The organism is Ochrobactrum sp. P6BSIII, assembly GCF_014138065.1.
Taxonomy (GTDB): domain Bacteria; phylum Pseudomonadota; class Alphaproteobacteria; order Rhizobiales; family Rhizobiaceae; genus Brucella.
The window spans coordinates 1-21669 of sequence record NZ_JACGXB010000003.1 but is presented as its reverse complement, the minus strand read 5'-3'; the positions used below and the strand labels follow the sequence as shown (position 1 = coordinate 21669).

Below are 21669 nucleotides of genomic sequence, written 5' to 3'. Positions count from 1 at the left end.
GGATCGGACTATGCTCTGGAAGTCCAGATTACTTGATCTGGTCTTCCTTGTAGTAACCGCTGTCGATCAGAACCTGCTTCCAGTTCGACTTGTCGACGATAACCGGCTTCAGAAGATAGGCTGGCACAACCTTGACGCCATTGTTATAGGTCTTGGTATCGTTGACTTCCGGTTCCTTGCCGCTCATCAGCGCGTCGACCATATCGACGGTGACCTTGGCCAGTTCGCGGGTGTCCTTGAAGATCGTCGCGGTCTGTTCACCGGCGAGGATCGACTTGACCGAAGGCACTTCGGCGTCCTGACCGGAAACGACCGGCATCGGCATGTCGCCGCTGCCATAGCCGACGCCCTTCAGCGAAGACAGGATGCCGATGGAGATGCCGTCATAAGGCGACAGAACCGCATCGACGCGCTTGTCCGAATAGAAAGCGGACAGGATGGAGTCCATGCGGGCCTGAGCCGTCGCACCGTCCCAACGCAGCGTTGCAACCTTGTCCATGCCGGTCTGGCCGCTGGCAACGACAACCTTGCCGCTGTCAATGTAAGGCTGGAATACGGACATGGCGCCATTGTAGAAGAAGTAGGCGTTGTTATCGTCCGGCGAGCCGCCGAAGAGTTCGATATTGAACGGGCCCGGCTTGTTCTTGAGGTCCAGAGCCGTTTCAATCGACTGCGCCTGAAGCACGCCGACCTGGAAATTATCGAAGGTCGCATAGTAATCGACATTCGGCGTATCGCGGATCAGGCGGTCATAAGCGATGACCTTGATGCCTGCATCATGCGCCTTCGCCAGCACGTCCGACAGCGTGGTGCCGTCGATGGACGCAACAACGAGAACCTTGGCGCCCTTGGTCACCATGTTTTCGATCTGCGCCAGCTGGTTCGGCACATCGTCTTCAGCGTACTGAAGATCGGTCTGATAGCCGCGTTCCTTCAGAACCTTGACCATGTTGTCGCCATCCGCGATCCAGCGAGCCGACGACTTCGTCGGCATGGCGACTGCCACAAGACCTTTGTCTTCGGCGCGGGCGATGCCCGTGAAGGCAAGCGCGGCCATCGCGACTGCCAGGGTTAGAGTTTTCATGCCTGCCATTGTTACACTCCCAAAAATTGGGACAGACTTCTCCACGAAGCCTGCCGTTCTCCCAAACTCCCGCTCCCCGCCCAAATTGTTGGCCAGCAGTTTGCGGAATGCCTCCAAGACCATGCCCGAAACCGGACATGCCTAAACCCAAACAAATTGCGCGCCTCCTTCAGCCCGCAATTGCCTCCCATGCCGCGACAGCGCGCCTAGCGCGCTCACGCACATCGGCCACCGTGAAACCAGCCTTGTAAAGGCTTGATCCGAGGCCAAAACAGCTCACCCCTGCCGCGACATAGGTTGCGAAATCGCTTTCCGATACGCCGCCCACCGCGCCAAACGGAATATCCTTCGGCAGGACGGCGGAGACCGCCTTGATTCCGTCTGCGCCCAGCACACTGGCCGGAAAGAATTTCAGCGCCGATGCCCCTGCACGGATCGCCGCAAAGGCTTCCGTCGGCGTGAACACGCCCGGCATCGTCACCATGCCATGGCCGCCCGCGCGGCGAATGACATCCGGCTCGACATTGGGGCTGACCATCAGCCTGCCGCCAACATCGTGCAGCCGGTCGACATCCTCGACGCTCAGTACTGTGCCGGCACCGATCAGCACATTGGCAGGCGCGAGCTTCGCAGCCTTGCCAATCGACACGAACGGATCGGGCGAATTGAGCGGGATCTCGATGGCTTCAAAGCCCGTCTCGATCAGCGCCTCGACGATTGCTTCGCTTTCCTCTGGACGAATGCCGCGCAGGATCGCGACCAGCGGATAGCGCAGCTTCGGCCATGCAACGCGCGCGCTCATTGGGCACCTCCCGCAAAGGCGTGCTTTGCCGCCATGAACAGGCCATCGCGCACCAGTTCGTCCGCCTCGACGCGCTTGACTGTCAGCCCGGCAATTTCAAGTGCGCTTGCATAGAGCCCGCCCATCATGCCGTCGGACAACAGCAGCACCTGCTGCGGCTTGCCGTAAAGCGTGCGCCCACCTGCAACTTCCAGCCCGATCAACAGGCCGGAAAGCCGCGCCAGCTGGTCGGTCGGCTTGCGGTCATGCACAAGCCAGCCCGCACGAACCGAAAACAGCGCATTGGCGATCAGTTCCGGCGTTTCGAGCGAGGCTTTGACACCCGCCGCAAAAGCCGCTCCAGCCGGATCGACCTCGCCAGCGCCTTCCAGCGCACCGGCCAGCACCGACTTGTCTTTCAGGAGAGCGAACAATTCGCCCGTCATGAAGGTCCGGTAATCGGCGAGACCGCCATCGGCAATCCGCACCCATTTGGCATGGGTGCCGGGCATGACGACAACGGCGTCATGCGTGCCCCCATGCACCAGACCAAGCAGTTTTGTCTCTTCGCCGCGCATGACGTCGGGAGCAGCTTCGTCCCGCCGCGCAACGCCCGGCAGCATGATGACATGACGGCGCGCAGGTACGCGCACCGCAGCCTTCACAATACCGTCCAGCCCGGCAGGCAGGCTCATATAAGGTGCTTCGATCCAGCCGGTCCGCGAACCGGCCATGCCGCAGATCACCACCGGCAGATCGGCAGGCGCACCGAGCGTGGCCAGATGCCGTTCGAGCGTTGGCTCGAAACCGGCTTCCTTTGCCCGCAGCAAACCGTCATCGCCCCGGCTTTCACCCAGCACGGCACCGTCCGCATCCAGCGTCCAGAGCCGCAACCGGGTGGTGCCCCAGTCGGCGACGGCAGCAAAAGGCTTTTTATCAACAGCCATTCCGTGCCGACCTTAGTGATTGTCGCGCGGCACGCCGCGTGTATGCGCAATATCCTGATACTTGACGGCGTTTTCGAGAACCGCGCCAGTTTCCATCTGGCCGACAACGGCACGCTGGATTTCCTGCCAAGGCGTCTGGCTTTCCGGATATTTGAAGCCGCCAGCGGCTTCCAGAGCCTTGTGACGCGCAGCCAATTCCTCATTTGAAATCAGAATATCCGCCGTGCCGCGACCAAGATCGATGCGCACGCGGTCGCCGGTCTTGAGAATGGCCAGACCGCCGCCAGCAGCAGCTTCCGGCGAGGCATTGAGGATCGACGGCGAACCCGACGTGCCGGACTGGCGACCGTCGCCAATGCATGGCAGCGAGCTGATGCCCTTCTTCAGCAGATAGTCCGGTGCGCGCATATTGACGACTTCCGCTGCGCCCGGATAACCGATTGGGCCAGCGCCGCGCATGAACAGAACCGTATGCTCGTCAATCTCCAGCGCCGGATCATCGATATTATGATGGTAATCCTCCGGTCCGTCGAACACGACCGCCTTGCCTTCAAAGGCATTCGGATCCTTGCTATCGGAAAGGTAACGATTGCGGAACTCGTCCGAAATAACGCTGAGCTTCATGATCGCCGACGAGAAGAGATTGCCGCGCAGCACGCGGAAACCGGCATGCTTCTTCAGCGGCTGATCATAGGTCTTGATGACATTGCTGTCTTCAATCGTGGCGTTCTTGCAGTTCTCGCCAATGGTCTTGCCGTTGACGGTCAGTGCATCCTCATTGATGAGGCCCTGCCCCATCAACTGGTTGACGACAGCTGGCACACCACCGGCATGGTAATAATCTTCGCCAAGATATTCACCGGCTGGCTGGAGATTGACCAGAAGCGGGATTTCCTCGCCGTATTTCTGCCAGTCGTCCACGGTCAGCTCAACGCCGACATGGCGGGCAAGCGCGTTCAGATGGATCGGCGCATTGGTCGAGCCGCCAATGGCGGAATTGACGCGGATGGCATTGACGAAAGCATCCTTGGTCAGAACGTCCGAAGGCTTGAGGTCTTCATAGACCATCTCGACGATACGGCGGCCCGTCAGATAGGCCACTTCCTGACGGTCACGATACGGCGCCGGAATAGCGGCGGAACCCGGAAGCTGCATGCCCAGCGCTTCAGCAAGCGAGTTCATCGTGGTGGCCGTGCCCATCGTGTTGCAATAGCCGGTCGACGGAGCCGAAGAAGCAACGAGCTTCACAAAGCCCTGATAGTCGATCTCGCCCTTGGCCAGAAGTTCGCGTGCTTTCCAGACGATGGTGCCCGAACCCGTGCGTTCGCCGCGGAACCAGCCGTTGAGCATCGGGCCAACCGAAAGCGCAATCGCCGGAATATTGACCGTCGCAGCAGCCATGAGGCAGGCAGGCGTGGTCTTGTCGCAGCCAATCGTCAGCACGACGCCGTCGAGCGGATAGCCGTAAAGCACTTCTACGAGGCCGAGATAAGCAAGGTTGCGGTCCAGACCGGCGGTCGGGCGCTTGCCGGTTTCCTGAATTGGATGAACCGGGAATTCAATGACGATACCGCCTGCCTCACGCACGCCTTCGCGGACGCGATTGGCCAGTTCCAGATGGTGACGGTTGCAGGGCGACAGGTCCGAACCCGTCTGCGCGATGCCGATGATCGGACGGCCCGACTGCAATTCTTCCTGGCTCAGGCCGTAATTCATGTAGCGCTCGAGATAGAGCGCCGTCATGTCGACATTGTCAGGATTGTCGAACCATGCACGCGAGCGAAATTTTGGCGTTTTCGGAGTGACGGGCTTGTTCATATCTTTGTCCTGCTGGGTAAGAGGCCGCGCATTGCGACAACCTCGCTTCCTGATGCGTCGCGCCTATAGGGTCGCTACGCCGCGCTTTAACCGTTTGTTGCTAAGCATGTCGTTGCTGGAAAACCGGTTCCCACTTTTCCGCGACATACCCTAATCTTCGAATGCTTCAACCGCGTGTCGCCTTCCAAACAGGAAGGCATCGGCGACGTGAGTGAGCGGAGCGAGATCGACATCCAAACGCCCCTCACCAATCAATTGCACAAAATGCTTGTAAAGGCGCTGATATTCACGGTCCGGCTCGGCCATTTTTTCCCTGCCCGCAATGGTCAGGCGGCTGCCGCCATGGGTGAGCAGAAGCGTGCCCTTGTCGGTTTCAACACGAATGTCCCAGGTCTGCGGCCCGGTCTGACGCCAATCCAGTTCAAACGAAACCGGAATGCCGCTTTCCGTCTGGAATTTGAGGTCGGCAGCAATCGGCGCGGCGCGATTTTCCGGGAAATACAGATCGGACTGCGTGAGAAAAAAGCGCTCCGGCAGAATATGCGTCACGATGGAAAGCGCATTGATGCCCGGATCGAACACGCCAAGCCCGCCCGGTTCCCAGATCCACTGCTGGCCGGGATGCCAATGGCGCACATCTTCCTTCCACGCGACAGCGACCGAACGGATCACCGCGTCTTTCAGAAAATCACGGGCCGGTTCCACCGCTGCGGCTTCGCGCGAATGCCAGGTGGCATAAAGCGTCAAGCCTTCCGCCTTGGCCAGACGGTCCAGCGCCTGCACTTCGGAAATGGTCGCACCCGGAGGCTTTTCCAGCATCACATGCTTGCGGGCCTTCAGCGCGGCATAGGCCTGCGCGAAACGGCCCTGCGGCGGCGTGCACAACGACACGGCGTCGATGGCGACACCCGATGCCAATAGTTGGTCGATATCCGTGAAAGACGGCACACTATCCAGCCCGGCATTGCGGCTGGCGACGGCGGCCAGCGCAATACCATCCACCGCCTCGATGGACGGCAGATGCTGGTCGCGCGCGATCTTGCCAAGACCGACAATTGCTAAAGCGATGTTGGACGAAGCTGGCATCTTGCTACTCACAATGCGCTGACGGCGACTTTCTCCGCCGCAGCCTGTGCCTTTGTCGCCTCAGCGAGCTTGTTGACCAGCGGATAATGGAACGGCTTGGCCGAAATCTCGAACTGGTCGCCGGTTTGCGTCTTCACACCTTCCGAGAAGGACAAGGTCGCCGTGCCGAAGAAATGCACGTGAATATCGCCCGGGCGGCGGAACAGCTCATATTTGAAGTGGTGATGTTCCAGATTGGCGATGGTGTGCGACATGTTCGCTTCACCCGACAGGAACGGCTTTTCGAAGATCACCTCATTGCCGCGACGAATGCGCGACACGCCTTCCACATGATCCGGTAGCGCGCCGACATAAAGCTCCGGTCCAAGCGATGCCTGACGCAGCTTGGAATGGGCAAGCCAGAGATAGTTCTGCTTTTCGGTCACATGATCGGAAAATTCATTGGCAAGGCAGAAGCCAAGGCGGTGCGGCTGACCATCCGGACCGATCAGATAGATGCCTGCAAGCTCTGGCTCTTCACCGCCATCTTCGGCGAAGGAAGGAGAAACCAGTTCGCCGCCGGTCGCGACCAGCGCAGAACCATCACCCTTGTAGAACCATTCCGGCTGAACGCCGGTTTCGCCGGGCTTAGGCTTGCCGCCTTCGACGCCCATCAGGAACATGCGCATCGAATCGGTCGGCTTTTCGGCAGCCTGCGCCGCCTTGTGCATCTTGTCGCGACCATCGGCGGAACCAAGATGCGTGAGGCCGGTGCCTGCAACGATCAGATGAGCCGGATCGGAATGGGTGATCGGCAGGCCGACGCGACCCGCAGCCAGCGCAGCGTCGATATCGACGGCTTCGCCCTTACCATTGCGCTCCACCTGCTCTGCAAGGCTGATGCCCGCACCAATTGCCGCCCAGGCCAGTTCATAGGTCGTCGAAGCGCCTTTGACGATATGTGCCGCACCATCATCCCCGCATGCAGCCACACGCGTTTCACCGCCCGCATCGCGGAACTGTACCAGACGTAACATTGAACCTCCCTAACCGCGAAAATATCGCGGGCACTCCATACCGGCCGATTAAACGCATGCTAACGCTTTGCGGCAACTTCTATTATTAATATGACTATTTTGCCAAGACCTGCTTTGTCAAGCAAGCTGAACCGCCCCATACACAGACGGACGATATGAGGCGCCTATATAAGTAATGAACCATTTGATTTTACTTATATAATGGCAGAAATGCCTGTTTGTCGCAGCCAAAATTTATTGTGATCCAGCGAAAGACGCTTGCTATAAAGTAATATTATATGCTTCATAAACAGGAAGGCCGGGAGGGCCTTTTTATTGGGAGGAACAATCATGAAACGCAGTATCGCCGCCCTGTCGGCTGTCTTTTCGTTCGCCTTGATTTCAAGCGTGTCGGCGGCATCGCTGACGGTCGGCTTCTCGCAGATCGGCTCTGAATCGGGCTGGCGCGCCGCAGAGACAGCCCTGACCAAGCAGGAAGCTGAAAAGCGCGGATATACGCTGAAGTTCGCCGATGCGCAGCAGAAGCAGGAAAACCAGATCAAGGCCGTGCGTGGCTTCATTGCACAGGGTGTGGATGCGATCCTGATCGCACCGGTCGTCTCGACCGGCTGGGACGCTGTCCTGAAGGAAGCCAAGGAAGCTGAAATTCCGGTCGTTCTGCTCGACCGCCAGATCGATTCCCCGGAAGATCTCTATCTCACCGCCGTGACTTCCGATCAGGTCCATGAAGGCAAGGTTGCCGGTGAGTGGCTGGTGAAGGACGTGGGCGACAAGTCCTGCAATGTGGTCGAACTTCAGGGCACGACCGGTTCGTCGCCTGCGATCAACCGCAAGAAGGGCTTTGAAGAAGCGATCAAGGGTCACGACAACATCAAGATTTCCCGTTCGCAGACTGGCGACTTTACCCGCACCAAGGGCAAGGAAGTCATGGAAAGCTTCATCAAGGCTGAAGGCGGCGGCAAGAATATCTGTGCTGTCTATGCCCATAATGACGACATGGCCGTCGGCGCCATTCAGGCCATCAAGGAAGCAGGCCTGAAGCCGGGCACCGACATCAAGATCGTGTCGATCGATTCCGTGCCTGATATCTTCCAGGCCATGGCCAATGGCGAGGCCAATGCCACCGTGGAGCTGACGCCGAACATGGCCGGTCCCGCTTTCGATGCGATTGAAGCCTTCAAGGCCAAGGGCACCGTTCCGCCGAAGTGGATCCAGACGGAATCCAAGCTTTATACGCAGGCTGACGATCCGAAGGCTGTATACGAAGCCAAGAAGGGCCTCGGCTACTAATCTTCGTGTCATTCGGGCCGCCAGCTTTCGGCGGCCCGGGTTTCCCTTCAGCGCGGCATGCTTCGGCTTGTCCCGGCGAAGGGTATCGTTGCAATTCGCAAACGGAAGACTGCCATGACTCGCCCTGAAACAGGCGCTCAACAGGCGTCGGTTATACCGCTTCTCGAAGCTCGCTCGATCACCAAATCCTTTCTGGGCGTCACCGCACTTGACCATGTCGATTTCGCGCTCAAACGCGGCGAAATCCATGCCTTGCTAGGTGAAAACGGCGCAGGTAAATCCACACTCATCAAGATATTGACCGGCGCCTATCATGGCTTTGACGGCTCGATCCTTCTTGACGGAGAGCCCATCGCGCCAGCCTCCGTGGCAGAAGCACAGACGCTCGGCATCGGCACCGTCTATCAGGAAGTGAACCTGCTGGAGAACCTCACCGTCGCCGAAAACCTGTTTCTTGGCCGCCAGCCGCGCCGTTTCGGCTTTGTCGATCGTCGGCGTATGGAAAAGGACGCAACCACCCTCCTCGCGCGCTACGGTCTCGGCATCGATGTCAGCGCGCCGCTCTCGGCCTATTCCGTCGCCATACGCCAGATCATCGCGATTGCACGCGCCGTTGATTTGTCGGGCAAGGTGCTTGTCCTTGACGAACCGACCGCCAGCCTTGATGCGCGCGAAGTCGAAATGCTGTTCACCGTGCTACGCCAGCTGAAGGCTGAAGGGCTCGGCATCATCGTCATCACGCATTTTCTTGATCAGGTCTATGCGATTGCCGATTGCGCCACCGTGCTGCGCAACGGTCGTCTGGTTGGCAGCCGCAACCTGTCGGAACTGCCGCGCACCGACCTCATCTCCATGATGCTCGGCCACCAGTTGCAGGAAACCGTGCGCCGCCAGCTGACCGAAGAGGTCAGCGACGACACGGTCGCGCCCATCCGCTTTTCCGGCTACGGCAAGAAAGGCAGCGTTGCCCCGTTCGATCTCGCCATCAAGCCCGGCGAAGCTGTCGGCATTGCGGGCCTGCTGGGTTCGGGCCGCACCGAAACCGCCCTTCTCATGTTTGGCGTTGATGAAGCCGATAGCGGCCAGCTCACGGTCGATGGCAAGGAGATAAAGCTGCCCTCACCCGTCGCGGCCATTTCCGAGCGGTTCGCCTTCTGCCCGGAAGAACGCAAGACGGACGGCATCATCGGTGATTTTTCGGTGGCCGAAAATATTGCGCTTGCCGTGCAGGGCAAACGCGGCTGGTCAAAGCCGCTGTCCTCGCGTGAAAAAGCGGCACTGGCCGATCGCTATATCAAGGCGCTCGATATCCGTCCGCCCGATCCGCACAAGCCGATCAAGTTTCTGTCCGGCGGCAACCAGCAAAAGGCCATTCTGGCGCGCTGGCTCGCCACCGATCCCCGTCTTCTGATTCTCGATGAACCGACACGCGGTATCGACATCGGGGCGCATGCCGAAATTCTCAAACTGATCGGCGAACTTTGCGGACAAGGCATGGCGCTTGTCATCATCTCGTCCGAATTCGAAGAACTGGCCGCCGTCGCCAATCGCGTGGTGGTTCTGTCGGACCGCCGCCACGTCGCGGAATTGCGGGGTGAAGAAATCACCGCCGACAATATCGTGCGCGCAATAGCAGAGACCGGCCCGAAAATCGCTTCTGCGAGCCAGAAGGAAGCCGCAGCATGATCGCCCGCATATCCAGAAAATTCAAAAGACTGGCGCCGCAGCTTGCAGCCCTCATTCTGATTCTTGCCGCGAACACCATTATCTCGCCCGGCTTCCTTGATGTTTCGTTCCAGAATGGCCGCCTTTACGGCAGCCTGATCGACATTCTGGTGCGCGCAGCACCTGTCGCCATTCTGGCCGTCGGCATGACGCTGGTGATCGCCACACGCGGCATCGACCTTTCCGTCGGCGCGGTCATGGCGATCAGCGGCGCTTTCGCCGCATCGTTGATCGTCGCGGGCTATCCACTCGCTATTGTCATTCCGGCTGCTCTCGGCGTCGGCCTGCTCTGTGGCCTGTGGAACGGCTTTCTGGTCGCCGTCTTCGATATACAGCCGATTATCGCAACCCTGATCCTCATGGTGGCGGGACGCGGTATCGCCCAGCTCATCACCGAAGGCGCAATCCTCACCTTCAACAATGACGCCTTCGCCGCACTCGGCTCCGGCTCGTTTATCGGCATACCCATTCCAGTGCTGATCTGGATTCTGGCCGGGCTGGTGGTCGGCATTGCGGTGCGCTCCAGCGCGCTCGGCTTCCTGATCGAGGCAACCGGTATCAATCGCCGCGCTGCCATGCTGGCGGGCGTCAAGGCACGCTTCCTGCTGTTCAGCGTCTATGCCGTTTCGGGCGTTGGCGCAGCGCTTGCAGGCTTGATCGCGACCGCCGACATTCGCGGCGCGGATGCCAACAATGCCGGTCTGTGGCTTGAACTCGACGCCATTCTGGCCGTTGTCATCGGTGGTACATCACTCAATGGCGGGCGCTTCTCGATCACCGCCTCGCTGCTCGGCGCACTCATCATCCAGTCGATCAACACCGGCATTCTGATGGCGGGCTTCCCGCCGGAATTCAACCTCATCATCAAGGCAGGCATCATCATCGTGGTGCTCACCTTCCAGTCGGCGGCCATCGTCAACCTGATCGGCTTCCTGCGCTCGCAGCACAAGAGCGCGGCCAATGGCGCCCATCAGAACCCACAGCCCCGGCAAGAGGCCCGGCCTCAGCGAGGAGCAGGACAATGAGAATTCTTCGCAACCTGCCCTTTCTGACCACGGTGGCGATTTTCCTGATCGCCTATGCGATCTGCGCCGTGCAGTTCCCGAACATGCTGTCGACGCGAGTGATCGGCAATCTGTTGACCGACAATGCTTTTCTCGGCATTGCCGCTGTTGGCATGACCTTCGTCATCATTTCCGGCGGCATTGATCTCTCCGTTGGCTCGGTGATTGCCTTCACCAGCGTTTTCGTCGCGGTTCTCGTCGGCAAGCTCGGCGTGCATCCACTTGTAGCATTCGGACTCGTTCTCATCATCGCCGCTCTTTTTGGCGCATGGATGGGCATGATGATCCATTATCTTGGCATCCCGCCTTTTGTCGCGACGCTGGCCGGTATGTTCCTCGCGCGCGGCGCGGCCTTCCTGATCTCGACGGAATCCGTGCCGATCTCGCACCCCTTCATCGACACGTTGCAGGGGCTCTATTTCCGGCTGCCGGGCGGCGGCAGGCTGACTTTCATCGCCATGCTGATGCTGGCTGTGTTCATTGTCGGCGGCATTCTCGCCCACCGCACGCGCTTTGGCGCAAACATCTATGCGCTTGGCGGCAACCAGCAATCGGCAGAACTGATGGGCGTTCCCATCGGCCGCACGACCATCGGCATCTACACAATGTCGGGTGTGCTTTCCGGCCTCGCCGGTATCGTCTATACGCTCTATACCTCGTCCGGCTATTCGCTGGCGACGGTGGGCGTGGAACTGGATGCCATCGCATCGGTGGTCATCGGCGGAACGCTTCTGACCGGCGGCGCGGGACTGGTTGCGGGAACATTTGTCGGTATTCTGATACAGGGGCTGATACAGACCTATATTGTTTTCGACGGCACGCTGTCTTCCTGGTGGACGAAAATCGCAATCGGTATATTGCTGTTCCTGTTCATCGCCCTGCAACGAGGACTGTTGTGGTTCTCGGATCTCAGACTAGCGCGGCAACGCATGAAGGAGGCCTGAATTGGGATTGCTGGAAACGGCCATAACCGGACGCAAGCGGCATAACAGCCACGCTGTCGTCGTGGGGGAACTCGGGCGCGGCATTGTCGCGGGCACCATTCCCGAAGGTTCGATCCTGCCCGGTGACAACGAGTTGTCATTGCGCTTCGGCGTTTCCCGCACGGTCCTGCGCGAGGCGATGAAAACACTTGCCGCCAAGCGCCTGATTGAACCGAAGGCCAAGGTCGGCACCCGCGTTCTGGGCCATGCCAGCTGGAACTTCTTTGATCCCGATGTTCTGACATGGCGCTTCGAAGCGGGCTTCGATGAAGTCTTTGTCGACCATCTGGCCGAAATGCGCATGGCGCTTGAACCCGCTGCAGCCGCCGCCGCAGCCGAGCGCGCCACCAGCGACGAAATCGTCGAACTCTATGCGCTCGCCGCCAAGTTCGATAATCCGCAGCACACGCCGGAAACCATTGCCAAGGTCGACCTGGAATTCCATCTCGCGGTTGCGCGCATGTCGGGCAATCCGTTCATGCGTTCGGTTAGCGGGCTGATCGAGGCAGCACTTGCTGTGTCGTTCCAGCTTTCCTCACCTGCCGCATCGCGCGAAGGCATTGCCGAATGCGCGGCCAACCACCTGCGTATTGCGCATGCCATCGCATCCCGCGATCCGCAAAAGGCCCGCGCAGCAATGGAAAGCGTCATCAAACTTGGTGTGGAACGCATCCGCAACGTCATCTGACGAAGAAGCGGATAAAAATTACACGGCGTTTGAAAGAAATCCGTCACGTCCTATAACTAGTGTGGGCTTAGTTATTCGCCGGAAAGAAATCGGATTCCTTCCGCCCATTTCATACGAGGTGCACCCGCACCATACTCACGACAGGGTTTTTCATGTCTTATCTTGCCGCTTCCGACCGCTACGACAAGGCCAATTTCCGCCGTGTCGGGCGCAGTGGTCTCGTCCTGCCTGCCATTTCGCTCGGCCTCTGGCACAATTTCGGAGACGGAATTCCGCTCGACCGTCAGAAGGCGATGCTGTTCAAGGCCTTCGATCTTGGCATCACCCATTTCGATCTTGCCAATAATTACGGTCCGCCTCCCGGCTCGGCAGAACGCAATTTCGGCCAGATCCTGAAAAGCGACCTTGGCCGTTATCGTGACGAGCTGATCATCTCCAGCAAGGCTGGCTGGGAAATGTGGTCCGGCCCCTATGGACGTGGCGGCGGCTCGCGCAAGGCAATCCTTGCGAGCCTCGACCAGAGCCTGTCACGTCTCGGCCTCGACTATGTGGATATTTTCTATTCGCACCGTTTCGATGCCAATACGCCGCTGGAAGAAACGGCTGGCGCGCTGGCCAGCGCCGTCGAACAGGGCAAGGCGCTTTATGTCGGCATTTCGTCTTATTCGGCCGGCAAGACACGTGAAATCGCCAAGATACTGGCCGCGCGCAACGTGCCGCTTCTGATCCACCAACCATCTTACAATCTGTTCAACCGCTGGATCGAAAAGGATCTGCTGTCGGCGACCGACGATGTCGGCGCCGGTGTCATTGCCTTCACGCCGCTGGCGCAGGGTCTGCTGACCAATCGCTACCTCAACGGCATTCCGGCGGATGCGCGCATCAACCAGCCGGGCAACAAATCGCTGCGCCCGGTGCATCTGAGCGACGACAATATCGAGCGCGCCCGCAGTCTCAACGAAATCGCTAAGAAGCGCGGGCAGAGCCTCGCCCAGATGGCGCTGGCCTGGGTGCTGCGCGATCCGCGCGTCACCTCGGCGCTGATCGGCGCAAGCTCGCCGGAGCAGATCGTTGAAAACGTCAAGGCGCTGGACAATCTCTCCTTCTCGGCAGACGAGCTGAACGAGATCGACAAATATGCGGTCGAAGGCGGCGTGAACCTTTGGGAAAAGCCTGCCAACGACGAAGCGGTGTGATCACCCACCATTCAAAGAAAAGCCCGGTTGTAACCGGGCTTTTTTGTTATTCGACCTTCAGGTCAAAAGCGGGAGTGCTGCGCAGCGTATTGCTGACAGTGCAGATTTCTTCGGCCAGTTCGGCAATGTGTTGCTTCTCTTCGGCTGAAAGATCGCCATCGAAGTGAAATGCGATATGGAACTGCTCGATGCGTGACGGGCTTTCATGTGTCTTGTCGCCCTTAACCTCAACACGAACATCGGCCAGCTTTTCACGCAAACCAAGCTTGCCCGCAGCAATGCGTGCGCTCAGCGCCATGCAGGCGGCGACCGATGCATAGAGCAGATCAAGCGGGTTAAAACCCGGCTGGCTCACACTCGTCACCAGCTCGACCTTGCCGCCCGTCGGCGTGGTGATCACCGGCAACTGGCCTTCCGGCATTTCGGCAACCGCACCCGTCTCGCGGGTTCTGACCTTGAGCTCGCTCATGACTTTCCTCGTTCAGCCGGAGACTTTCACATAGTCGACAGCCCGCGCCAGCCAGCTGCTGACCGAAGCCCCGATAATATCGCCCTTGTCATTGCGACGGAAGACCAGCTTCCATTCGCCCGGCGACGGCGCATCCATCGAACGCTGCACCGGCATAAGCCAGACATCGGCGCCCACGGCATAAAGCGGATACATGTCGCTTTTGCCGAGAAAACCTTCGAACGCGCCGTAGATCGCGCCGCCTTCAGCCACCAGAGCCAAGTCTGCGCCAAGCTCTTCATTGCGGAAACGCCCAAGAATGTCGCGCTTGGCCTCGCCCGTCACACGGCTCATGGTGAGGAACAGGTTTTCATCGGCGCGCGCGAGATGGATCGTATCGCCCTCTCGGCGGATCGTGGTCATGGAGGAACGCGCCTCGTCCTTACTCACCACATCCATCACTTCCGGGCCGGTCCCGAAACGCGCTTTCATCCGACCGCGCCCGGCATCCTCAAGGCTGAGCACCAGACCAGTTTCAGCGTCGAGCCACGACCCGAACCAGCCCGCATCGGCTTCGACCCGTTCCGGTTCCGGCGATGGCACACCGAGCGCAAGCTTCATCAGCTTGGCCGCGAGATCAGAAGCGCCGCCTTCGAAATTGAACATGGCGATGGTGGAAATCCGCTCATCGGCGCAATGCCAGCGCTGGCAGCGCCAACCGCGCAGCGCGCCGCCATGGCCGGTGAGCCGCTTGCCGCCCACTTCCTCGAATTTGAGGCCGAAGCCGTAAGGCGCGGCTGCGCCATCGCTGAAAACCTGCGGCCCGCTCAGACGGCGATAAAGGCCGTTCTCGTCATCGCGCGTTGCATCGATGAACTGTTCCCAGGCGATCATGTCGTCCAGCGACGCGCAAATGCCCGCATCGCCCATCCAGTGGATACGGTTGGTGGCAGGCAGAAAGCCGCGCACAGTATCGCCTTCATAGCCGGTGCATTCGGTGAAAAGCGCCGTATCAGTGATCTGTTCCGCCGTCTTCATGCCAGCCGGTTTGAAAATCCGCTCCGACAGAAGATCGACCAGTGAGCGGCCCGTATGGCTCTCAATCAAATCCGCCAGAATGCGGAAATTGCCATTGCAGTAGGAATAATGACTGCCCGGCGTAAAATGCGTCGTCTTCAGGCGTTTCAGCAGCGATTGTGCATGTTCGGCCAGAAACACGCCTTCCGGGTCGCCGCCGCACAGCACCGTTAGCGCCCAGTAATCGCGCAGGCCCGACTGGTTGTGGCACAGGGTGCGCAGGCTCGGGCGCTCATCCTCGAAACCAGCGAGATAGGCGGCCAGCGCATCGTCCAGCACTTCCGGCTCGCCGACGCTGTCGAGAAGCACGCCGCAGGTGAACTGCTTGCTGACCGAGCAGATCGGCATCCGCGTTTGCGCCGTCATCGGCTGGCGCGCGCGCAGATCGGCAAAACCCCAGGCATGACTGAGGACGACTTCGCCGTCCTTGACGACGGCGACGACACCACCGGGACCTTTATAGTTCTGCGGGATGGTGTCGACGAAAGCGCGAAGGGCGGGAAGATCAAGATGCGGCATGATGGGTCTCGGACGACTCGGATGAAAATCAACAGCCGTCACGAGGCATCATTTCAGCCGATCAATCAAGGCCATAGCCGCATGGGGATTATGCGCCTTATAGCCGCTGATAACATAGAGATAGACATCGCGCGCCACGCCGTCATCCACGGCAGGTTCGATGGTGCGCAAACCGCCCGGGGCCTTTCCGGCGGCAATCGCTTTGGCCCTTGTCGCCCATTGATCAAGTTCGGCTTCGCTATAGCCGAGCGGCTCGCCTTCCTTGGTTCCCATGATCCGCAGATAGGCGAAAGGGGCTGCCAGATCGGCAAATTGCGGAAAGGCGCTGTCACCGGCAATGACGGCTGCAACACCATATTCCCGCAACAGTGCGGTGAACTCGGGCGAATTGAAACTGTCGTGGCGCACTTCCACCGCATGGCGCAGGTCGCGCCCGTCAAGGCGCTTTGGCAAAAGCTTGAGAAAGGCTTCGAAATCCACCGGATCGAATTTCTTCGTTCCCATGAACTGCCAGTTGACGACGCCAAGCTTCTCCTTCAGCTCCATCACGCCGCCCGTCAGAAAGCGCTCAATGCTTTCGCCAGCTTCGGCCAGCACACGGCGATTGGTCGAAAAACGTGGCGCTTTCAGTGAAAAGACAAAGCCGTCTGGCGTTTCGTTGTGCCACTTGGCAAAGGTCGTCGGCTTTTGCGGGCCGTAATAGGTGGAATTGATCTCGATTGAGGTCAGCTTGCTCGACGCATATTCCAGCTGACGCTTCTTCGCGAGCTTCTCCGGATAAAAGCTTTCGTCCCACGGCTCGAATGCCCAGCCGCCAATACCGACACGAATTTTGCCAGAGTTTGCTTGCGCCATCTTGTCCTCCCGACATGAGATCATCTGTTTTGCTCATCATGTTTAGTCTGTATTCACGCCGGGGGCTATGCTGTTATGCATATGTTTGACCGGGAGGGGCCGAACAATATCAACAGCGTGTGGTGCATCCAAAGGGCCCTACGGTTCGCCCCGCCATCCAAAGAAGAGACGAACAATCGTCCGAGATTTGAGAGTGAGGAAATGCATCAGATGACCAGCAAACCCAATACGCGTACCGGGGGCCAGATATTGGTGGACGCGTTGCGCATTCACGGCGTGGACCGTGTTTTCTGCGTTCCCGGAGAAAGCTATCTCGCCGCGCTCGACGCTTTTCACGACGTACCGGATGAAATCGATCTGATCGTCTGCCGTCAAGAAGGCGGCGCTGCCTATATGGCTGACGCCCATGGCAAACTGACCGGCAAGCCCGGCATCTGTTTCGTCACGCGCGGACCGGGCGCAACCAACGCCTCCGTCGGCGTGCACACTGCCTTTCAGGATTCCACGCCGATGCTCCTGTTCATCGGTCAGGTGGCCAGCGACCAGGTGGAGCGCGAAGCCTTTCAGGAAGTCGATTACCGCCGCATGTTCGGCCAGATGGCCAAATGGGTCGTGCAGATCGACGATGCCGCCCGCATTCCAGAACTCGTCAGCCAGGCCTTTCATCGCGCCGTCAACGGACGCCCCGGCCCGGTTGTGATTGCCCTGCCGGAAGATATGCTGACATCTTATGCCGCCGTCAGCGATGCCCCGGCCTACAAAAAGGTCGAGATGCATCCGGGTCAGGACCAGTTGCAGGACATGGTGCAGCTGATCGAAAAGGCTGAACGCCCGCTGATGATCGTCGGCGGTGGCGGCTGGGATCAGGACGCGGTGCGCGACCTGCGCACATTCGCCGAAAACATGCATCTGCCGGTGGCCGCTTCCTTCCGCTGTCAGGACATGTTCGACAACACCCATCCGCTTTATGCCGGCGAAATGGGCACGTCGATCAGCCCGAAGCTGGCGCAACGCGTGCGCGACAGCGACCTTCTCGTGGTCATCGGCGCGCGGCTCGGCGAAATGACCACGCAAGGCTATGAGCTTGTCAGCATTCCGGTGCCGCAACAGAAGCTCATCCACATCCATCCGGGTGCTGAAGAGCTGGGCCGTGTCTATCACGCCGATCTGCCGATCAATGCCAGCATGCCGGCTTTTGCCCGCGCTGCATCGAAGCTTGCCCCCATTGCCGCGCCACGCAGCAAGGCATGGGCCGAAACGGCCAACGCCGATTATCGCGATAATATGAAAACGCCGGTCATACCGGGCGCGGTGCAGATGGGCGAGATCATGGAATGGCTGCGCGCACATCTGCCTGCCGATTCCATCATCACCAATGGCGCTGGCAATTATTCCGCCTGGCCGCATCGCTTTTACCAATACCGCACCTATCGCAGCCAATTGGCGCCCACCAACGGCTCCATGGGCTATGGCGTCCCGGCTGCGGTATCGGCCAAGCTGGCCGCACCGGAGCGGACCGTTGTGGCTTTTGCCGGTGACGGCTGCTTCCTGATGAACGGTCAGGAACTGGCGACCGCCGCGCAATATAATGCCAAGGCGATTTTCGTGGTGGTCAATAACGGCATGTACGGAACCATCCGCATGCATCAGGAGCGCACCTATCCGGGTCGCGTTTCCGGCACGGGCCTTGCCAATCCGGATTTCGCCGCTCTTGCACGCGCCTATGGCCTGCATGGTGAAACGGTCGAAGCGACAGCCGATTTTGCAGCCGCTTTTGAGCGCTGCGAACAATCCGGCAAACCTGCTTTGATCGAAATCCGCATCGATCCGGAAGCGCTTTCGCCAAAAATGTCGCTCAGCCAGATGCGGGAACAAGGCCTCGCGAAACAGAAGTAATCCAAAGCCCCGGTTCGTCCGGGGCTTTTCCTTTGTTACCTACAACTTTTGTCGCACTGGCAAACTTTCCAGCTGGACTCCGCTTTAAAAGCCCCGCATACCCACTTTACGTTGCGTAAAGTGGAGGGGGACCATGAACACGCTTAGTCTATCCATTATTTTGTTTGGTTGCATCGCGCTCGCCGTGGCATGTTTTATCGCCTTTACCGGCGTCAATCTCTGACGTCAGGGCCACGCCAATCACGGCTGCAAAAGGCTTTCGCCCAGAAAATCGCTTGAGAATTCCCGCACGGCGCGAACCATGAAATCGCTGATGACGCGGATACGCGGCGCTGCCATGACGTCGACATGGCAGCTCATCCAGTATTCGCGCACCAGATGCATGTCGCGGGGCAGAACTGGCACCAGTTCAGGATGTTTGCTGGCGATAAAGAAGGGAAGCACACACAGGCCATAGCTGGTCTGTGTGGCGAGGAGCTGCGCGTGAATGCTGGAGCTTTGATAGGTGCAGCGCTGGCCCGGCAGGATCTCGCGCATATAGTCCAGCCCCGGTGTAAACACCATGTCCTCGATATAGCCGATGAAGGGATGGCGGGCCAAATCCTCTTTGCTGCGGATTGGCGGATGGCGGGCCAGATAGTCGCGGTGCCCGTAGATAAACAGCCGGTAGGAAGTGAGCTTGTCGCTGTGATAAGGCCCGTTGCGCGGCATGTGCAGCGTGATCGACAGTTCTGCCTCACGGCGCGACAGCGACATGATCTGCTGGATCGTCACCACTTCCACGAACAGGCTCGGATAAGACCGCGCCAGCACCGGCAGGCGGTCGGCCAGAAAGAAATTGCCGAAGCCCTCAAGCGTCGAAAGACGCACGACACCCGACAGCGCCGCAAGATTGCCGGTGGCCTCGGTCTGGAACTTCATGGCCTCGCGTTCCATGACTTCCGCAGGCTCGACCAGACGTTCACCCATTGGCGTCAGCAAATAACCACGCGGGTTGCGCTCAAATAATTTGGTCGCCAGCGCTTGCTCCAGCCGGTCGATGCGGCGCAGCACCGTTACATGGCTGGTGCGCAATTGCCGCGCCGCAGTAGAGAGCTGTCCCGTGCGCGCGACGGCCAGAAAATATTGCAGATCGTCCCATGTAAACTGCCGCATGCCTGGCTCCCAAAAGACTGCCCGCATTTCTTCAAACGCATCTGTACATTTCTGAACAGACGCTGTTCAAAAATTGTTGTTCTTGTACGCATTTGTCAATGCTACCGTTCGAATTGAAAGCCCGAATGGAGGAAAAAATCGGGCGGAAGCATAAAGACGACTGGTCTGAGGAGGCCAATTGTCCCGCCTGTAACAAGGCCGCTTCACTGGAGGATACCGTTCGATTTTATCGAGGGGTTAAGGGAATTATTGGGAGGAGTATTTTATGAAGCGTCTTGCGATCGCAACGGCAGCACTGCTGGCTGCAACGGCCATATCTTCAGCAGCTGAAATTTCCGATGGTAAAGTCAAGATCGGTATTTTGAACGACCAGTCGGGCGTCTATGCCGACTTTGGCGGCAAATGGTCTTATGAGGCCGCCAAAATGGCTGCCGAGGATTTCGGCGGCAAGGTGCTCGATGCGCCGATTGAAATCATCACCGCCGACCACCAGAATAAGCCTGACGTCGCGTCGAACATCGCGCGCCAGTGGTACGACACAGAACAGGTCGATTCCATCATGGAACTGACGACCTCCTCCGTCGGCCTCGCCGTGCAGGCACTGTCGAAGGACAAGAAGAAGATCACCATCAATACGGGCGCCGCCACGTCGGAACTGACCGGCAAGCAGTGCACGCCTTACGGGTTCCATTGGGCCTATGACACCCACGCGCTTGCAGTTGGCACCGGCGGTTCGCTTGTGCAGCAAGGCGGCGATACATGGTTCTTCCTGACCGCCGATTACGCTTTCGGCTATTCGCTGGAAGAACAGACCACGAAGTTCGTGGAATCGAAGGGCGGTAAGGTGCTGGGCTCTGTCCGCCATCCGCTGTCCACTACGGATTACTCCTCGTTCCTGCTGCAGGCGCAGTCTTCCGGCGCGAAGGTTGTCGGTCTCGCCAATGCGGGCCTTGATACCTCCAACGCAATCAAGCAGGCCGCTGAATTCGGCATCGTTGCAGGCGGACAGCGCCTCGCCGCCCTGCTCTTCACCCTGTCGGAAGTGCACGGTCTCGGCCTTGAAGCCGCACAGGGCCTGACCCTGACCGAAGGCTTCTACTGGGATCGCGATGATGAATCGCGCGCATTCGGCAAGCGCTTCTTCGACCGCACTGGCCGTATGCCGAACATGATCCAGGCAGGCACCTACTCCGCCGTCACGCAATATCTGAAGGCGATCAAGGAAGCGGGCACGGACGAAACCGAAGCCGTCGCCAAGAAGCTGCATGAAATGCCGGTCGAAGACGTCTTTGCCCGTCACGGCAAGGTCGGCCCCAACGGACGCATGATCTACGACATGTATCTGATGGAAGTGAAGAAGCCGGATGAAAGCAAGGCCCCTTGGGATTACTATAAGGTGCTGGCCACGATCCCCGGCGATCAGGCTTATATGAAGCCGGAAGAAAGCGGCTGTCCATTGGTAAAGCAGTAAGAGGCTGATTGGATGGAAGCTTCGACTGTGAGAGATGCGGCTCTGCGTGAGGCAGGGCCGTCTGGTTCGGATAATTCACGGCAGGGTTCTGGGCGTCATGTTTTGTCGGCGCGGGGACTAGGCAAGTCGTTTGGCGGCTTTTACGCGGTGAAGAATGTCGATCTTGATGTGGAACATGCCCGTGTTCATGCGCTGATCGGCCCGAACGGAGCTGGCAAGACGACGGTGTTCAATCTCCTGACCAAGTTTTTGCAGCCGACAAGCGGCGAGATCACGCTTCTGGGCGAAACGATCACCAAAACTGATCCGGCCAAAGTGGCGCGGATGGGACTGGTGCGCTCGTTCCAGATTTCGGCCACCTTCCCGCATCTGACTGTGCTGGAAAACGTCAAGGTGGCGTTGCAGCGCCCGAACGGCCTTGCCACGCAATTCTGGCGTGCGCTTTCCGCGCTGGATCGGCTGGACGCGCAGGCAATCGAACTTCTGGAACGCGTCGGCCTTGCCGATGCCCGTCATGCACTGGCTGCCGATCTGTCCTATGGCCGCAAGCGCGCGCTGGAAATCGCCACC

At 59.1% G+C, this 21669-nt stretch carries 19 protein-coding genes; 9 read left to right on the top strand and 10 right to left on the bottom strand.

Going from position 1 to position 21669, the window contains the following annotated elements:
- Positions 1 to 28: 28 nt before the first annotated feature.
- The 6 genes from chvE to araD1 form a co-directional block, all read right to left on the bottom strand.
- Positions 29 to 1093: a multiple monosaccharide ABC transporter substrate-binding protein gene (gene chvE, locus FHW00_RS04460; RefSeq protein WP_078338846.1), complete on the bottom strand. Its 1065-nt coding sequence runs from the start codon at positions 1091 to 1093 to the stop codon at positions 29 to 31.
- Positions 1094 to 1253: 160 nt separating this feature from the next.
- The gene (locus tag FHW00_RS04455; protein WP_078338847.1) at positions 1254 to 1886 is read right to left on the bottom strand and encodes a 2-dehydro-3-deoxy-6-phosphogalactonate aldolase; all 633 of its coding nucleotides are present in this window, start codon (positions 1884 to 1886) and stop codon (positions 1254 to 1256) included.
- The gene (locus FHW00_RS04450; protein ID WP_078338848.1) at positions 1883 to 2812 is read right to left on the bottom strand and encodes a 2-dehydro-3-deoxygalactonokinase; all 930 of its coding nucleotides are present in this window, start codon (positions 2810 to 2812) and stop codon (positions 1883 to 1885) included. Before FHW00_RS04450 ends, FHW00_RS04455 begins: the two co-directional genes overlap by 4 nt.
- Positions 2813 to 2824: 12 nt before the next feature.
- Positions 2825 to 4630, bottom strand: a complete 1806-nt coding sequence (locus FHW00_RS04445) for an IlvD/Edd family dehydratase (RefSeq protein ID WP_182514638.1) — start codon at positions 4628 to 4630, stop codon at positions 2825 to 2827.
- 150 nt (positions 4631 to 4780) lie between these two features.
- Positions 4781 to 5716 (bottom strand): Gfo/Idh/MocA family protein, encoded by a 936-nt coding sequence (locus FHW00_RS04440; RefSeq protein WP_078338849.1) that lies wholly within the window; start codon positions 5714 to 5716, stop codon positions 4781 to 4783.
- Positions 5717 to 5724: 8 nt separating this feature from the next.
- Positions 5725 to 6732, bottom strand: a complete 1008-nt coding sequence (gene araD1 / locus FHW00_RS04435) for an AraD1 family protein (RefSeq protein ID WP_078338850.1) — start codon at positions 6730 to 6732, stop codon at positions 5725 to 5727.
- A 330-nt stretch (positions 6733 to 7062) separates the two neighbouring features.
- On the opposite strand from araD1, the gene ytfQ reads away from it, so the two are divergent.
- The 6 genes from ytfQ (at position 7063) to mgrA (ending at position 13678) form a co-directional block, all read left to right on the top strand.
- Positions 7063 to 8022, top strand: coding sequence for a galactofuranose ABC transporter, galactofuranose-binding protein YtfQ (gene ytfQ, locus FHW00_RS04430; RefSeq protein ID WP_078338851.1), 960 nt, complete (start codon positions 7063 to 7065; stop codon positions 8020 to 8022).
- A gap of 114 nt (positions 8023 to 8136) precedes the next feature.
- Positions 8137 to 9708, top strand: coding sequence for a sugar ABC transporter ATP-binding protein (locus tag FHW00_RS04425; RefSeq protein ID WP_078338883.1), 1572 nt, complete (start codon positions 8137 to 8139; stop codon positions 9706 to 9708).
- Positions 9705 to 10772, top strand: a complete 1068-nt coding sequence (locus FHW00_RS04420) for an ABC transporter permease (protein WP_078338852.1) — start codon at positions 9705 to 9707, stop codon at positions 10770 to 10772. The genes FHW00_RS04425 and FHW00_RS04420 overlap by 4 nt, the downstream gene beginning before the upstream one ends.
- The gene (gene yjfF, locus FHW00_RS04415; protein WP_078338853.1) at positions 10769 to 11755 is read left to right on the top strand and encodes a galactofuranose ABC transporter, permease protein YjfF; all 987 of its coding nucleotides are present in this window, start codon (positions 10769 to 10771) and stop codon (positions 11753 to 11755) included. The genes FHW00_RS04420 and yjfF overlap by 4 nt, the downstream gene beginning before the upstream one ends.
- Position 11756: 1 nt before the next feature.
- A complete protein-coding gene (locus FHW00_RS04410) occupies positions 11757 to 12482 on the top strand; it encodes a FadR/GntR family transcriptional regulator (RefSeq protein WP_078338854.1) in 726 nt (241 codons plus the stop codon).
- 152 nt (positions 12483 to 12634) lie between these two features.
- Complete coding sequence (mgrA, locus tag FHW00_RS04405; protein ID WP_078338855.1) at positions 12635 to 13678, top strand: L-glyceraldehyde 3-phosphate reductase; 1044 nt, start codon at positions 12635 to 12637, stop codon at positions 13676 to 13678.
- A gap of 46 nt (positions 13679 to 13724) precedes the next feature.
- Here the strand turns inward: mgrA and FHW00_RS04400 are convergent, their stop codons facing one another.
- From FHW00_RS04400 to FHW00_RS04390, 3 genes are read right to left on the bottom strand one after another with little or no spacing between them, the layout of a single operon-like run.
- The gene (locus FHW00_RS04400) at positions 13725 to 14147 is read right to left on the bottom strand and encodes an OsmC family protein (protein WP_078338856.1); all 423 of its coding nucleotides are present in this window, start codon (positions 14145 to 14147) and stop codon (positions 13725 to 13727) included.
- A 12-nt stretch (positions 14148 to 14159) separates the two neighbouring features.
- Entirely contained in the window at positions 14160 to 15722 is a 1563-nt protein-coding gene (locus FHW00_RS04395; protein ID WP_113533841.1) for a D-aminopeptidase, read from the bottom strand.
- Positions 15723 to 15770: 48 nt separating this feature from the next.
- Positions 15771 to 16577: a DUF72 domain-containing protein gene (locus FHW00_RS04390; RefSeq protein ID WP_078338857.1), complete on the bottom strand. Its 807-nt coding sequence runs from the start codon at positions 16575 to 16577 to the stop codon at positions 15771 to 15773.
- Between the two features lie 210 nt (positions 16578 to 16787).
- Between FHW00_RS04390 and FHW00_RS04385 the strand changes: the two genes are divergently transcribed.
- The gene (locus FHW00_RS04385) at positions 16788 to 18473 is read left to right on the top strand and encodes a thiamine pyrophosphate-binding protein (RefSeq protein ID WP_078338884.1); all 1686 of its coding nucleotides are present in this window, start codon (positions 16788 to 16790) and stop codon (positions 18471 to 18473) included.
- A gap of 240 nt (positions 18474 to 18713) precedes the next feature.
- On the opposite strand, the gene FHW00_RS04380 is transcribed toward FHW00_RS04385, so the two are convergent.
- The gene (locus FHW00_RS04380) at positions 18714 to 19628 is read right to left on the bottom strand and encodes a LysR family transcriptional regulator (RefSeq protein ID WP_078338858.1); all 915 of its coding nucleotides are present in this window, start codon (positions 19626 to 19628) and stop codon (positions 18714 to 18716) included.
- Positions 19629 to 19893: 265 nt separating this feature from the next.
- Here FHW00_RS04380 and FHW00_RS04375 point away from each other — a divergent pair, with 265 nt between their 5' ends.
- The gene (locus FHW00_RS04375; RefSeq protein ID WP_078338859.1) at positions 19894 to 21099 is read left to right on the top strand and encodes an ABC transporter substrate-binding protein; all 1206 of its coding nucleotides are present in this window, start codon (positions 19894 to 19896) and stop codon (positions 21097 to 21099) included.
- 12 nt (positions 21100 to 21111) lie between these two features.
- On the top strand, positions 21112 to 21669 hold a 558-nt coding region (locus tag FHW00_RS04370), incomplete at its 3' end, for an ATP-binding cassette domain-containing protein (protein ID WP_182514637.1).